The 14,613-nt window shown below is 61.7% G+C and carries 11 protein-coding genes; 10 read left to right on the forward strand and 1 reads right to left on the reverse strand.

The genetic code is table 11. The features are described from left to right. The first annotated feature begins 114 nt into the window (after window positions 1–114). The 4 genes from C5P05_RS22870 to C5P05_RS22885 all read left to right on the forward strand — a co-directional run bounded on the left by C5P05_RS22870 (window position 115) and on the right by C5P05_RS22885 (window position 3,658). The gene (locus tag C5P05_RS22870) at window positions 115–555 is read left to right on the forward strand and encodes a pyridoxamine 5'-phosphate oxidase family protein (RefSeq protein WP_114972205.1); all 441 of its coding nucleotides are present in this window, start codon (window positions 115–117) and stop codon (window positions 553–555) included. 43 nt (window positions 556–598) lie between these two features. Continuing rightward, window positions 599–1,027, forward strand: a complete 429-nt coding sequence (locus tag C5P05_RS22875; RefSeq protein ID WP_114972206.1) for a VOC family protein — start codon at window positions 599–601, stop codon at window positions 1,025–1,027. Next, window positions 1,024–1,506, forward strand: a complete 483-nt coding sequence (locus C5P05_RS22880) for a BON domain-containing protein (protein WP_232834631.1) — start codon at window positions 1,024–1,026, stop codon at window positions 1,504–1,506. Before C5P05_RS22875 ends, C5P05_RS22880 begins: the two co-directional genes overlap by 4 nt. Window positions 1,507–1,930: 424 nt before the next feature. Further along, window positions 1,931–3,658 carry a serine hydrolase gene (locus tag C5P05_RS22885; protein ID WP_114972160.1) on the forward strand — a complete coding sequence of 576 codons (1,728 nt, stop codon included), beginning with the start codon at window positions 1,931–1,933 and terminating at the stop codon, window positions 3,656–3,658. Window positions 3,659–3,697: 39 nt separating this feature from the next. Here C5P05_RS22885 and purL read toward each other — a convergent pair whose 3' ends face one another. Continuing rightward, entirely contained in the window at window positions 3,698–7,777 is a 4,080-nt protein-coding gene (gene purL, locus C5P05_RS22890) for a phosphoribosylformylglycinamidine synthase (protein WP_114972161.1), read from the reverse strand. A 212-nt stretch (window positions 7,778–7,989) separates the two neighbouring features. Here purL and C5P05_RS22895 point away from each other — a divergent pair, with 212 nt between their 5' ends. From C5P05_RS22895 to C5P05_RS22920, 6 genes are all read left to right on the forward strand, one after another. After that, window positions 7,990–8,907: a LysR family transcriptional regulator gene (locus C5P05_RS22895; RefSeq protein ID WP_114972162.1), complete on the forward strand. Its 918-nt coding sequence runs from the start codon at window positions 7,990–7,992 to the stop codon at window positions 8,905–8,907. 250 nt (window positions 8,908–9,157) lie between these two features. Then, entirely contained in the window at window positions 9,158–10,672 is a 1,515-nt protein-coding gene (locus tag C5P05_RS22900; RefSeq protein WP_114972163.1) for an ABC transporter substrate-binding protein, read from the forward strand. 38 nt (window positions 10,673–10,710) lie between these two features. Then, window positions 10,711–11,748, forward strand: a complete 1,038-nt coding sequence (locus C5P05_RS22905; RefSeq protein ID WP_114972164.1) for an ABC transporter ATP-binding protein — start codon at window positions 10,711–10,713, stop codon at window positions 11,746–11,748. Continuing rightward, window positions 11,738–12,745 (forward strand): ABC transporter ATP-binding protein, encoded by a 1,008-nt coding sequence (locus C5P05_RS22910; protein ID WP_198674836.1) that lies wholly within the window; start codon window positions 11,738–11,740, stop codon window positions 12,743–12,745. Before C5P05_RS22905 ends, C5P05_RS22910 begins: the two co-directional genes overlap by 11 nt. Further along, complete coding sequence (locus C5P05_RS22915) at window positions 12,739–13,686, forward strand: ABC transporter permease (RefSeq protein WP_157979433.1); 948 nt, start codon at window positions 12,739–12,741, stop codon at window positions 13,684–13,686. The genes C5P05_RS22910 and C5P05_RS22915 overlap by 7 nt, the downstream gene beginning before the upstream one ends. Then, the gene (locus tag C5P05_RS22920; RefSeq protein WP_114972167.1) at window positions 13,683–14,606 is read left to right on the forward strand and encodes an ABC transporter permease; all 924 of its coding nucleotides are present in this window, start codon (window positions 13,683–13,685) and stop codon (window positions 14,604–14,606) included. Before C5P05_RS22915 ends, C5P05_RS22920 begins: the two co-directional genes overlap by 4 nt. Window positions 14,607–14,613: the final 7 nt, after the last annotated feature.

Here is a 14,613-nt window from a genome sequence, read left to right on the forward strand (position 1 = left end):
TCCTGGCACCCCGCGGAATCTAACGAATCAAAAGTGACAACCGTTCACCATTGAGGTTTCGCAAAACTTTCCCTGTTGTCTTTGGCTATGGTTGTTTTCCACGGAGGCAGCACCGTGAACGAGCTTGACATTCTTACCTTTATTCGCGGCTATCGCTGGGCCGTCGAGGCCACAAACTCAGCCACTCTGACGCCTCAGGCTGCAATCATTGGCGTTGCCGTTACGGAGCAACTTGAACTCGTCTTTGACACTTTGAGCTCAAGCCGGAAGGCCGTCAACTTGCGCTCAAATCCGCGCATAGCGCTGGTCATCGGAGGTTGGAATGAAGCTGACACCCGGACCCTGCAGTATGAAGGGGTCGCGGACTTTCCAGAGGGCGCGGAACTGGAACAGCTTCAACAGGTTTACTTTTCGGCTTTCCCGGACGGTCCCACCCGCCTCTCGTGGCCTGGCATCACCTATGTCCGCGTCAAGCCAGCGTGGATACGGTACAGCGACTTCAGGGTCGAACCGCCTGTGATCACAGAGCGCAGCTTCACCTTCACAGACCTGTGAACTCCATGGCACCGCAAGCCGTTCATGTCAAATGGTGCGCAACATGAGCTCGGCGCCCGGTATCCTTGTCAATATTGATGTCGACGACCTGGAAGCGGCACTTGCCTTCTACACCTCGACCTTTGGGCTAAGAATCGGCCGTCGCCTAGGTGCTGATGCCGTTGAGGTACTCGGTGCCTCTGCGCCCTTGTACTTCCTTGCCAAAGCCGCCGACACTTCAGCCTCACCCAAGACATCCCAAGTCCGAACCTACGCGCGCCACTGGACCCCTGTGCATCTCGATTTCGTTGTTGATGACATCGAATCCACGGTCAAGAGTGCTATTCGCAGCGGCGCCACGGTTGAGTTGCCCATGGCTGCGCACAACTGGGGACGAATCGCGGTGATGGCAGACCCTTTTGGTCATGGTTTTTGCATCATTCAGTTTCTTGGGCGCGGGTACGATGAAATTGCTTCTGAGCAACGCACATGAGTGCCTGGAGCACTTGGTTACGGCTGCGATGGTTTGCCATGGCGCCAGTGCTTCTCTGCTTGTGCGGCATGGCTTATGCCGATGAGGAACGTCGCAACTATTTCGATGATCCCTTCCTGCAAGTGACGGACGCGCTGGCTCAATGTCCCCAACAGGAGGCGCCCAAAATCACACTTTCGGAAATGCGCGCCGAGGCGCATTTCCGAGCCGAACGGGGGACCAGTTGCTACCAGTCGGGCCGCTGCCGGCTTCCCAACGCTTACCTGTACGACAAGGAAATAATTCCGCGCGTCAAAAAGGCGATCCTGAGCGATGGGCGCTTTTCGGACACCAGCCTCTGGGTTGAGGGTCAAAGGCGCTGGGTTTGGCTCAAAGGCTGTGTGCGTGCATCCGAACAGTCCATCGCCATGGAGCAGCTTGTGCGCGGCCTCGACGATGTGGAAGCTGTCATCAATCAGCTTGTTGTATTGGACAAGTGAACTTGGGGCGTCGCCTGTTGATCGTCAGTGCAACTTGATGCGCGGGCGGTGCCGCCTCCGACGATGACGATACGTTGCATGAACATTCTCCTTGGCTACAAGGCTAGCGCTGATTTGCACTAAACCATTGGATTCACGACGACTCAAGCCGCCAGGGGTTGCACTTCTTTCTCAATTTTCCGAGCCAAAGTCTTCTCTGCCACTTTGACTTCGTAGGCTGTTTGTAGATTCATCCAGCTTTGCACATCACAACCGAAATAACGTACCAGCCGCATCGCGGTATCTACTGTGACGCCCCGCCGCTCAAGCACGAGTTCACAATTTGGAGGCAGCCCAGCACTACCTCTGCTGCGGCCACGCAATCAATATTATTGTTTTTCTGCGAATACACTGCGGGCCATTTACAAAAAACGGGAATCGAACAATGAACATGCTTGGCAAACTCGACGAACTTGATGACTTCATGCAGAAAACCCTTGCAGACTGGAATGCGCCGGGGGTCGCAATAGGCGTCGTTCAAGACGGCAAGTTGATTTTCGCCAAGGGCTATGGTTTTCGAGACTACTGTGCGAAGTTGCCGTTCACGCCGCACACACTCTTTCCAATTGCATCCAACACCAAACTTTTCACGGCCATCGCGGCCGGACTGCTGGTGGAGAAGGGGATGCTCAACTGGGATCGACCCATCCGCGAGACTGTGCCGTCCATACGCTTTTTCAGTGATTCCTTGAATAATACGGTGACCTTGCGCGACATGTTGGCGCACCGCACGGGCATCAACCGCCACGACTCGATGTGGTTTCGCTCGGACTTTTCCCGCAAAGAACTGTTTGACCGGTTGCGATACATGGAACCCAGTGATCCCTTGCGCCAGAGCTTTGTCTACAACAACGTGATGTATGCGGCAGTGGGCCACGCCATAGAACTGCTGACCGGCCAATCCTGGGAGACCTTCGTACAGCAGCGACTGCTCGACCCCATTGGCATGCGCGACACCGTTTTTTCCATGCCGGAGATGTATCGGAAGGACGAATTTTCCGTCCCCTACACAGAACGGCGCGACTCCACTGAGCTTTTCAAGCTCCCCCAGTACGAGCACATGATCGGTGCCGGACCCGCTGGCGGCCTGAACTCGAATTTGCACGACATGTCGCGCTGGCTCGGCACCTTGATGGGTGAAGGCAATCTGGAAGGAAGCCAGATCATTCCAGCAACCGTGCTCAAGGCAACGCTTGAGCCGTCCATGGCAATACCCAATCACATGCTGAATGGAAGGGGTTTTAAGGAACTGCTCAACAGTACCTACGGCATGGGACGACACACAGCGGTCTATCGCGGCCATTTGATGACATTTCATGGTGGTTCGCTCGGAGGCTGTTACTCGCAGGTCTCGTATTTACCGAAAGAAAAACTCGGTGTGGTGACTTTCGTCATCGGCCATCATTGCGCCGTTCTGGCGGATCTGCTGACCTACAACCTTTATGAGCGTCTGCTCGATCTGGGTCAGACCCCCTGGAACGAGCGCTTTCTTCCAATCATTCAAAAGAATAAACAAACAACCGCCACCGCAAGAGCCAAGGCCGCAAATGACCATGTGTCCGGAACACTGCCGTCCCATCCACTGAGCGACTATTGCGGCACTTTTGAGCATCCGGCCTATCCACAACTGAAGATCGCGATGCGGGGAAACGAGCTGTCGCTTGCATTCCGGGACTCGGTGCTTTCCCTGGTGCATGTTCACTACGACCGTTTCGACACGGCCGATGACGAGGTGTATGGCAAGTGGTCGGTGAATTTCAGTATTGACCCACAAGGCCAGATCAGCGGCCTCACCATGACGCTGGACGAAGCCGAGGCCGTATTCAAGAGGTGCGCAGAACCGGTCAAGGCCAGTGTCGCGGCATCATTGGTAGGCACCTACGAAACCGCGAGCGGCTTCAAGTGCCAAGTCATTCAAAAAAATGACCACCAGTTGTATTTTGTTGAACCGGGTCAGATTGACCGCCCCCTCCATTCTTACCGCGCCCTCGAATTTCGTTCGCCCAGTGCGGCGAACATCATTTTCGGTTTCATCATGAAAGAAGGCACGGTTTCCGGGATGACCTACAAGACGCCGAGTGGTGAATACTCTTTGTCCAAAATCCAGGGATGAAAGTCGCCCTTCATCCCTGGTGGGACATTGACCGGCGAATTACCCCACCCACTTCCGCGCATTCACCCACAACTGCATCCAGGCGCTGAAAGCCGCCGGGTCGCCGTTGGTCCAGCTCATCTGGATGTTGCGGAACACGCGCTCGGGGTGCGGCATCATGGCGGTGAAGCGGCCGTCCGCCGTGGTCACGGCCGTCAAGCCGCCGGGGCTACCGTTCGGATTGAACGGGTAGGCCTCGGTCGCAGTGCCATAGTTGTCGGTGAAGCGCATCGCGGCGATGGCTTTGTCGGCGTTGCCGCGGTACTTGAAGTTGGCGTAGCCCTCGCCGTGTGCCACAGCAATCGGCAGGCGGTGTCCGGCCATGTCGGCGAAGAAAAGCGACGGCGAGTCCAGCACTTCGACCATGCTCAGGCGGGCCTCGAAGCGTTCGCTCTGGTTGGTGGTGAAGCGCGGCCAATCCTGTGCGCCGGGGATGATGTCAGCCAGTTCGGCAAACATCTGGCAGCCGTTGCACACGCCCAGGCCAAAGGTGTCGTCGCGGCCGAAGAAGGCCTTGAACTGCTCCGCCAGCACGGGGTTGAAGGTGATGGAGCGCGCCCAGCCGATGCCGGCGCCCAAGGTGTCGCCGTAGCTGAAGCCACCGCAAGCGACCACGCCCTTGAAGTCGGCCAGGTTGGCGCGGCCACTTTGCAGGTCGGTCATGTGCACGTCATAGGCTTCAAAACCGGCCTCGGTGAAGGTGTAAGCCATCTCGACGTGCGAGTTGACGCCCTGCTCGCGCAGCACCGCCACTTTAGGGCGGGACAGCAGCAGCGCGGGGCTTGCCTGAGTTACTACTGATTTAGTAGCTGCTTGCGCAGGATCTACGGGGGCTAGAGGCTGATTTGATCCAAAACTTAGGTGCAATCCCGGGTCCAGCGGATCACCGGCTGCGGCGTGCTCGGCGTCGGCGCAGGCCGGGTTGTCGCGCTGTTGGCAAATCTTCCAGCTGGTGGCGTCCCAAACCTGGTGCAGATCCTGCAGTTTGGCGCTGAACACGGCTTTGGCGTCGCGCCAGACCTGCACCTCGCCCACACCCACCTGGATGCTTGAGGCGGCCGGGCGGGTTTTGCCGATGACGTGGCTGTATTTGCTCAAGCCATGCTCGCGCAAGGTTTGCATGACTTCCGTACGCTGCGCCGTGCGCACCTGCAGCACCACGCCCAGCTCCTCGGTGAACAGGGCTTTGAGCGTGAGCTCGTCGCGGCGGGCGCTGACCTGGCCGGCCCAGTTTTTGCTGTCGCCTACGTCGGCGCGGCTGTCGGTGATGCCGTCGCCTTCGGTCACCAGCAGGTCGACGTTGAGCGACACGCCGACATGGCCGGCAAACGCCATCTCCACCACCGAGGCGAACAGGCCACCATCGCTGCGGTCGTGGTAGGCCAGGATCTGACCCTGCGCGCGCAAGGCGTTCACGGCATTGACCAGGTTCACCAGGTCTTGCGGGTGGTCGAGATCCGGCACCTCGTCGCCGAGTTGACCCAACGTCTGCGCCAGCATGCTGCCGCCCATGCGGTTCTGGCCGCGGCCCAGGTCAACCAGCACCAGCGTGGTGTCGTCCGTCGCGTTCAGTTGCGGCGTCAGCGTGCCGCGCACGTCAGCCAGGGTGGCGAAGGCGGTGACGATCAGGGACACGGGCGAGGTCACTTTTTTGGCGCCCTCTTCATCCTTCCACTGCGTGCGCATGGAAAGCGAATCCTTGCCCACAGGGATGGAAATACCCAAGGCCGGGCACAGCTCCAGCCCGACGGCCTTCACGGTGGCGTAGAGCGCGGCGTCTTCGCCCGGTTCGCCGCAAGCGGCCATCCAGTTGGCTGAGAGCTTGACCCTTGAAAGCTCGATGGGTGCTGCCAGCAAATTGGTGATGGCTTCACCCACCGCCATGCGGCCGGACGCGGGCGCGTTCACGGTGGCCAGCGGCGTGCGCTCGCCCATGCTCATGGCTTCGCCAGCAAAACCTTTGTAGTCGGCCAGGGTCACGGCGCAATCGGCCACGGGCACTTGCCACGGGCCGACCATCTGGTCGCGGTGACTGAAGCCGCCCACGGTGCGGTCGCCAATGGTGATGAGAAAGCGCTTGGAGGCCACGGTCGGGCTGGCCAGCACGTCGATGCAGGCTTTTTGCAGATCCACGCCGGTCAGGTTGACGGGCGCAAACGTGCGCTCCACGGTTGTCACATCGCGGTGCATTTTGGGCGGTTTGCCCAGCAGCACGTTCATCGGCATGTCCACGGGGGATTGGTGATCCCCATCGACCAGTGCCAGTTGACGCGCTTCAGTCGCCACGCCGACCACGGCAAATGGACAGCGCTCGCGTTCGCACAGGGCTTTGAACTGGTCCAGCGACTCAGGCGCGATGGCCAGCACGTAGCGTTCCTGGCTTTCGTTGCACCAGATCTCTTTCGGTGCCATGCCGGACTCTTCCAGCGGCACGGCGCGCAGATCGAAGCGGGCGCCGCGCCCGGCGTCGTTGGTCAGCTCGGGGAAGGCATTGCTCAAGCCGCCTGCGCCCACGTCATGGATCGCCAGAATGGGGTTGCCCGCGCCTTGAATCCAGCATTGGTTGATGACTTCCTGCGCCCGGCGCTCAATCTCGGGGTTGCCGCGCTGCACCGAATCAAAGTCGAGTTCCGCCGCGTTGGACCCGGTCGCCATGGAACTGGCGGCGCTGCCGCCCATGCCGATGCGCATGCCGGGGCCGCCGAGCTGGATCAGCAAGCTGCCGGCGGGGAACTCAATCTTGTGCGTCTGCGTGGCGTCGATCACACCCAGGCCGCCAGCGATCATGATGGGCTTGTGGTAGCCGCGCTGCTCTTCTTTGTCGGATGTTGCACCGGCGGCGTCGGCCACCGAGTAGCTCAGGCTCTGCTCGTATTCGCGAAAGTAACCCAGCAGATTGGGACGGCCAAACTCGTTGTTGAACGCCGCGCCACCCAAGGGGCCCTCCAGCATGATCTGCAAGGGGCTGGCAATGTGCCCAGGCTTGCCGTAGCCGGTCGCAGCTTCGTCGAAACGCAGGGTGGACACGGTGAAACCGGTCAAACCGGCCTTGGGCTTGGAGCCGCGCCCGGTCGCGCCTTCGTCGCGAATCTCGCCGCCCGCGCCGGTGGAGGCGCCGGGGAAAGGTGATATCGCCGTCGGGTGGTTATGCGTTTCCACCTTCATCAGAATGTGATTGATCGCACTCTGTTTTTCATAGCCGCCTGCGCTTATTCCACGAGGGCTAGAGGCTGATTTTGCTATAAATCTCTCAACTTCCACGCCTTCCATGACAGAAGCGTTGTCCGAGTAGGCCACCAGCATGTGCTGCGGGTTGGTCTGGTGGGTGTGGCGGATCATGCCGAACATGCTCTGGTCTTGCGCCACGCCGTCAATGGTGAACTGGGCGTTGAAGATCTTGTGGCGGCAGTGCTCGCTGTTGGCCTGCGCAAACATCATCAGCTCGACATCGGTCGGGTTGCGCTTGAGTTGCGTGAAGGCCTGCACTAGGTAGTCGATCTCGTCAGCCGCCAGTGCCAGACCGAACTGGGTGTTGGCAGTTTCCAGCGCCGCCTTGCCGCCGCCAAGCACGTCCACATGGGCCATGGGCGCCGGGTGCAGCTCGGTGAAGAGGCCGAGCGCAGCAACTCGGTCAAACATCACGCTCTCGGTCATGCGGTCGTGCAGCAAGTCGCCAATTTGCGCCAGTTGCGCATCGGACAAGGTGGGTTTGCTCAGTAAACCACTCTTGAGCGTGACGCGGTATTCCAGCACCCGCTCCACGCGTCTGACGGCCAAGCCGCAGTTGTGGGCAATGTCAGTGGCTTTGGAAGCCCAGGGCGACACCGTGCCAAAACGCGGCGTCACCACAATCAGCGCGCCGTCCTGCGGACCGGTGTAGGGATCGCCATAGGTTAGCAAGGCTGCCAACTGCTCCTTGAGCGCTGGCGCGGGCTCAACATCGGACGTGACGAGGTGCACAAAGCGCGCGGCCACACCGTTGATCTTGTCGTGAATGGCTTGCAGGCTAGGAAGAAGCTGCTGGATACGAAAGCTGCTGAGAGCGCTGCCGCCCTCGATTTGGGTGATATGCAGAGTCACGGTTATGGCCTGGATTGGGGGCTGACGGGGTTGAAATTGGCTCAAGGGGCAGGCGCTGACTGGGCCGGCCCGAGGAAGCGTTTGATTTTAACTGGCCCTTGACCCAAGCCAACGCACAAGACGGGTAAACCAGACAATGGGTGTGCAAAGTGATTCAATTCCGCAGGATAAACTGCAGAATGGCAACGATTACCCTTAGGAAAATCTAAGCAATGTCAAACGATATTACCGACCTGCGCTTCTTCGTGGCGGTCACGGAAAGTGGCTCCCTGGCCGAGGCCGCTCGACGCATGGACGTCACGGCGTCGGCCGTGTCGCAGCGTCTGCGACAACTTGAGACACGCCTGGGCCTGCAACTGGTCCACCGCACCACCCGGCGCTTCAGCCTCACCGACGAGGGTGAGCTGTTTTATGCGGGTGCGGTCGATCTTCTGACCAATCTTGATACGCTCACCGACACCCTGCGCGCACGCTCGGGGGAAGTGGCCGGCACGCTGAATGTCTGCGGCCCTCTCGGATTTGGCCGGCATCACCTGGCAGCGGCTATTGCCGATTTCCACACCCTGCATCCCAGGTTGATGGTTTCCCTGTCGCTGAGCGACGTGGTGCCGGTGGCCGATGCCAATCGGTTCGATGTGATCGTGCACATCGGCAACCTCTCGGACTCCAGCATGGTCGCCTATCCCATCGCGCCGAATGCCCGCTTCGTCTGCGCCGCGCCCGATTACCTGGCCCGTCACCCGGCGCCGCGGGAGCCGCAGGAGTTGGCCGCGCACCATTGCATCGTGTTGCGCGAAAACCAGGAAGACGTGACCCTGTGGCGCTTCCGCAAGAACCGCAACGAGCTCTCGGTCCGGGTGCCGGCGATCTTGAGCAGCAACGATGGCGACGTCGTGCGCCAATGGGCGCTCATGGGCAAGGGCGTGATCATGCGTTCCGAATGGGATGTGGCCGAAAGCCTGGCCACCGGCCGCCTGGTGCGCGTGCTGGAAGACTGGCGCCTGCCCGATGCCGACATCGTGGCGCTGGTGGACCGGCGCCAGGGCATGTCAGCGCGCGTGAAGCTGTTTTTGGCCTTCCTGCAAGCGCGCTTCAAGCCTTTGCCGCCGTGGCGGCAGCCATCCGCCTGATTGGTTCCTGGACCGATCCGTGCCCGCGCCACGCGCTGGCAGGGGCGCCTTCGCCAGCCGAATTCAGTGCACAGGATTCGTAAGAAAAAATGAACTATAGATGTAGCGCCACGTAGTTTATCTTTCGGAACGGCAGGCCTACATTCGGGTTTCGAACCCTTGTTGCAGCCGTTCGCGCCGTGCCAACGCGTTTACTGCTGCTCCCTCTGCTTCTTGCCGCACAGGCGGCTATTTCAACAAAGGAATCCAGATGAGATCCACATTTCGCCGCCTTGCCGGGTTACTGGCAGTGGGCGTCCTGGTAACGTCGTACAGCGCGGCGCAGGATGTCAGCACGAAAATCAGCACCCTGGTTGTTGCCGAAGACGTCGTGCCGCAAACCTTCGACCCGACGCAGTCGTCGCAGATCCGAACCTGGTACACCTGGCAGCTTGTTTACGAGGGTCTGGTGCGCGCGGACGTCGGCGGCAAGATCGTGCCCGTGCTCGCCAGCAAATGGTCAATTGATGCGGCGCGGACCGGCTATGAGTTCACGCTGCGCGATGGCGCGAAATTCTCCGACGGGAGCCCCGTGGTCGCCGACGACGTGGTGTTCTCCTTCCAGCGGCTCAGCGAGCGCGGACTGCCTTACGCCAAGGATCGCTTCAGTTCATTGGTCGCGGTGACCAAGGTGGACGAGCGCAAGGTCCACTTCCAGCTCAAGCAGCCTGACGCCGGCTTCCTGCTGAACCTGGGAAGCCCGTTCCTGGTCGGGTCGGCGATTCTGAGCCAGAAGTGGGCGCAGACGCATGACCCCAAGCGCGAGATGATGGGGACCGGCCCGTTCAAGATGGTCTCCTACACCCCGAACACCCAACTGGTCCTGAAGCGCAATGACAACTACTGGAACAAGGAGGCGACCGCCAAGGTTTCCGACCTAACGATCCGTTACATGCCGGAGCAATCGGCGCAGATTGCGGCACTGAAGTCGGGCCAGATCGACCTCATGCTGCCCAGCGCCGAGGGCAAGCTCCAGCTCAGGGGCGACCCGGCCATCACCACGGTCCAGGTCAACTCGACCAATACCTTGCGGCTGAACCTCAACACCAATCGCGCGCCATTCAATAACGCGGATGTCCGCCGCGCCATCTCCCTGGCGCTGAACCGGGCGGAAATCGTCCAGGGTGCCCTCCTTGGCGAGGGCGTCCCGAGCGCCCAGTTGCCGCCGTCCTACACCTGGGCGCCCAAGGCGGCAGACCTGAAGTACCAGAAACACGATCTCGCCCAGGCCAAGGCACTGCTGGCCAAGGCCGGTTTCCCGAATGGCATTGATATCACCCTGAATCACCTGGCCGGCTACGCGACCTACCTGGACCGGCTCGCCGAGTTGACCAAGACCCAGTTGGCGCAGGCGGGTATCCGCGTCACGATCCAGGCCAACCAGAATGCGGTCTGGCTGGACAAGCAGAACAAGGCCGACTACGAGATCGGCGACAACGAGTACGCCTTCCAGGCCGACCCGCTGTTCTACCTGATGCCGCGTCCCGGCCGGCAGGGGCCGACACCTCCGGAGATGGCGGCCCTGATCGTGAAGGCCCAGAACGGCCCCATCGAGGACTACACAGCCCAACTGGCAAAAGTGGCGCTGATGCAGGATGACCTGGTCTTCCCTGACATCACGGTTGCCGCGCGCAACGCCTGGGTCGCCTACAACGCCAAGGTTCTGTCGGCAGCGCCAGACGCAACCCTGTCTCGCACCTTCCTGGCCGGCGTGATCCTCAAGTAAAGCCGTCGCCTCAAGTCGCTCACCGGAGAAGTTGCAACGTGAATGTCTCGCCCGTTCTGAAAGTCAAGGACCTGACCACCCGCTTCCACACCAGCTACGGAACCATCACCGCGGTCGATGGCGTGTCATTCACCGTGGGCCGGGGCGAAACCCTGGGTCTGGTCGGCGAGTCGGGCTCGGGCAAGAGCGTGACTGCCATGTCGATCCTCAGACTGGTGTCGAATCCCGGACGCATCGAGTCCGGCTCGGTCGAGTTGAACGGCACTGAGCTGCTCTCGCTCGACGAGGAGGGGATGCGGCGCCGACGTGGCACCGAGGCCGGCCTGGTATTTCAAAACCCCATGACGGCGCTGAACCCGGTTTTCACGGTCGGATGGCAGATGCGCGAAGCGCTGAAGGCCCATGGCCGGGGCCAGGCGGGTGCGCAAGTAATCCACAAGGCGCTGTCGGACGTCGGCATGCCGGACCCCGAGCGTCAGGCAGCCTCGTTCCCGCACCAGATGTCGGGTGGCATGCGCCAGCGCGTCGTGATCGCTTTGGCCATGCTCAACGAACCCCAACTGCTGATCGCGGATGAGCCGACGACCGCCCTTGACGTGACCATCCAGGCGCAGGTGCTGGACCTCATGAAGAAACTGACGCACGATCACGGGACCGCACTGCTTCTGATCACCCACAACATGGGGGTGATTGCCAAAATGTGCGACCGGGTCGCGGTGATGTATGCCGGTGAGATCGTGGAGGAGGCGCCGGTCGGGCAGCTCTTCGCGGACTCCCGCCACCCCTACACATGGGGACTGTTGCGCTCCATCCCGCGCGCCGATCATCCACGGGGACAGCTACCGACCCTGCCCGGATCGCCGCCGGACATGAGTGCGCTCCCGACGGGATGCCGCTTCCGTGACCGGTGCGCGCTTGCGCAAGAGCGTTGCAAGACCCACCCCTCCCTGCTCGCCGTCGCACCTGGCCATCTGACCCGCTGCTGGGTCACCCAGGATGGCGTGACGCTCGGCGCCAGTGAGCGCCCGAGCGTCGAGAATGCACGCAAGCTGGAGCAACACGCGCATGGCCGCTGACTTGACCCCACCCCTGCTAGAGGTCGACAACGTCGTCAAGCACTTCCAGGTCCACCCTTCACCAGGGCGGGCGGGTGGAATCCTGCGCGCTGTTGACGGTGTTTCCCTGCGTCTCGCAGCGGGGGAAACGCTGGGCATCGTCGGTGAGTCCGGGTGCGGAAAGTCCACGCTGGCACGCCTGGTGGTCGGACTGCTCGAACCGAGCACGGGGGTCATCCGGATTCACGGCGGCGACATCTGGGCGTCCGGCGCCGCTGGACGGGAGCGTCGGCGACACTTTCAGATGGTATTTCAGAACCCGGCCGGCTCGATGAACCCGCGACGCACCGTCGGCGCGAGCGTGGCCGAGCCACTCAGAGCCCGCGGCATACGCAACACCGACGATGAGGTCGAGCGCATACTCAGTCTCGTCGGCCTGAACCCCAAAATGGCAGCGCGCATGCCCCACCAGATGTCAGGGGGGCAGCAGCAGCGCGCCTCGATCGCCAGGGCGCTGATCGCTCAACCAGCGCTTGTCGTGCATGACGAGTCCGTCGCCTCGCTGGACATCTCCCTGCAGGCGCAGATCCTCAACCTGCTGGTCGACCTGCAGCAGACACTGGGCACCTCGTACCTCTTCATCAGTCATGACCTGGCGGCGGTGCAGGCGATCAGCCATCGGGTCGTGGTCATGTACCTCGGTGAGATCGTGGAAACGGCGACCGCGCAGGAGTTCGCCGAGCGGCCGCTGCATCCTTATTCCATCGCGCTGCGCAATGCGACCTTGCTGCCCGACCCCGTTCTTGAGCACAGTCGACCCAAGATCGTCTTGCGCGGCGACGTGCCGAGCCCCATGAATCCGCCTTCGGGATGCAGGTTCCGCACGCGTTGTCCCCTGGCCGCGGCGATCTGCGCGGCAGAGGCGCCTGCGCTGCGCGTTGCCGGCGCCGGCCATCTCGTCGCCTGCCATTTCCCGGACGCCGCCGACAGGCTGGCGAAGGGGGAACTGCCATGCTGAAAATGGTCTTGACCCGCCTGGGCGCCATGATCGCGGTGCTGTTTGCCGTGACGGTGCTGGTGTTCGGCCTAGGGACCCTGATCCCGGGTGACCTGACCAGTGTGATCGTCGGCACCGAAGGCGCCACGGCCGAGCAGTTCGAGGAGGTGCGCCGCAATCTCGGCCTGGACAAGCCGCTGCCGGTGCAGTACGCACGCTGGTTGGGGAACGCGCTACTGGGCGATCTCGGCACCTCTCCGATTACCGGCAGAAACGTCAGCTCGGACCTCGCGCAGCAAATCCCGGTCTCGGCCGAACTGGCCCTGGTCTGCCTGCTCTTTTCAACCCTCATCGGCCTGCCAGCCGGAATCGTGGCGGCCGTGCACGCGAACAGGAAGCTCGATGTACTGATCCGGTCACAGCTGCTGATCGCGTTCTCGGTGCCGACGTTCGTGGTCGGCATTCTGTTGCTGCTCGTCGGATCGCGGGTCGCGCCCGACCTCTTCCGCGTGTCGTTCACCCCCTGGTCCCAGGACCCGATGACACATATCCGGTCGATGATCATGCCGCTGCTCACCATCACGTTCCCGATCACGGCGATGACGATGCAGATGACCCGCAGCGCCATGCTCGAAGTCCTGACGGACCCGTTCATCGTCACGGCACGATCCGTCGGCGTTCGCCTGCCGAGAATCCACTACCTGCATGCCTTGCGCAATGCGCTCCCGCCGATCATCACCTTCATCGGCTTCCAGTTCGGCGTCTTGCTCGGTGGACTGATTGTTGTGGAACAGATCTTCAGCCTGCCCGGGCTCGGGCGCGGCATGCTCGAAGCGATTTCAACGCGTGACTACCCGATGGTCACCGCGACGACCCTTGTCTTCGCGGTGACCTTCGTGATCATCAACGGGGTGATCGACCTGCTCTACCCACTTCTAGACCCACGTCAAAGGACACGATGACACTCGACCACGAAACGGACGTCACCTCGGCACTGGTCCCGGTACAAGCCGCTCGAAAGCCGCGACAACAGGGTTTCCTCGCCGAGCTGCTGCGTCACAAGGGCGGCGCCTTCGGCCTGGCGGTGCTGGCGCTGTTCGTCGTGCTCGCGCTCTTCGGTCGAGTCCTCACGCCCTACGATCCCAATGTCGGCGAGCTGGTCAGCACCCTGAGCGCGCCCTCCTCAATGCACTGGTTCGGCACCGACGAACTGGGACGCGACACCCTCAGCCGCGTCATCGACGGCTCCCGCATCGCCATCGTCATTGCCTTCCTCTCGGTCGCCATCGCCTCGGTCGTCGGCGTCGTGATCGGCGTCATCGCCGGCTATTTCGGTGGCGTCGTAGACACCGTCCTCAACCGCAGCCAGGATGTGCTGTTTGCCTTTCCGACGCTGCTGCTGGCCATCATCATCGTCGCCGTCCTCGGCCAGGGACTGTTCAACGCCGTCCTTGCCATCGCCATCGTCTACACGCCCCGGTTCGCGCGGATCGCCAGAGCGAGCGCCCTCAGCATCAGGACCAGCGAGTACCTCGATGCCGCCAGACTGGCGGGGGTACGCACGCCGACGATTCTCGCCCGCCACATGCTGCCCAATGTCCTGCCATCCGTTATCGTGCTGGCGGCGCTGAGCATGTCGACCGCCCAGCTGGCCTATGCCTCTCTCAGCTTCCTGGGTCTCGGGGTCAGCCCGCCCCAGGCCGACTGGGGCAGCATGCTGTCCAAGGCCCGTGACTTCATCACCGTCGCACCGTGGCTGGTGATCGGGCCCACCGCCGCCCTCGTCCTGCTGATGCTTGGCTTCAATGTGCTCGGCGATGCGATACGCGACGTCATGGACCCCCGCCACAGCGGTTCCGGCAAACCTGCCACCACAGTCTGATGAACCC

It is taken from the genome of Rhodoferax ferrireducens, from assembly GCF_003347515.1.
Classification (GTDB): Bacteria; Pseudomonadota; Gammaproteobacteria; order Burkholderiales; family Burkholderiaceae_C; genus Rhodoferax.

What these genes read in the sequence shown, in the direction of transcription:
- C5P05_RS22885 (WP_114972160.1), top strand. Translation starts at nt 1,931, where the DNA reads ATGAACATGCTTGGCAAACTCGACGAACTTGATGACTTCATGCAGAAA.
- C5P05_RS22880 (WP_232834631.1), top strand. Translation starts at nt 1,024, where the DNA reads ATGAGTGCCTGGAGCACTTGGTTACGGCTGCGATGGTTTGCCATGGCG.
- C5P05_RS22875 (WP_114972206.1), top strand. Translation starts at nt 599, where the DNA reads ATGAGCTCGGCGCCCGGTATCCTTGTCAATATTGATGTCGACGACCTG.
- C5P05_RS22915 (WP_157979433.1), top strand. Translation starts at nt 12,739, where the DNA reads ATGCTGAAAATGGTCTTGACCCGCCTGGGCGCCATGATCGCGGTGCTG.
- C5P05_RS22920 (WP_114972167.1), top strand. Translation starts at nt 13,683, where the DNA reads ATGACACTCGACCACGAAACGGACGTCACCTCGGCACTGGTCCCGGTA.
- C5P05_RS22900 (WP_114972163.1), top strand. Translation starts at nt 9,158, where the DNA reads ATGAGATCCACATTTCGCCGCCTTGCCGGGTTACTGGCAGTGGGCGTC.
- C5P05_RS22895 (WP_114972162.1), top strand. Translation starts at nt 7,990, where the DNA reads ATGTCAAACGATATTACCGACCTGCGCTTCTTCGTGGCGGTCACGGAA.
- C5P05_RS22910 (WP_198674836.1), top strand. Translation starts at nt 11,738, where the DNA reads ATGGCCGCTGACTTGACCCCACCCCTGCTAGAGGTCGACAACGTCGTC.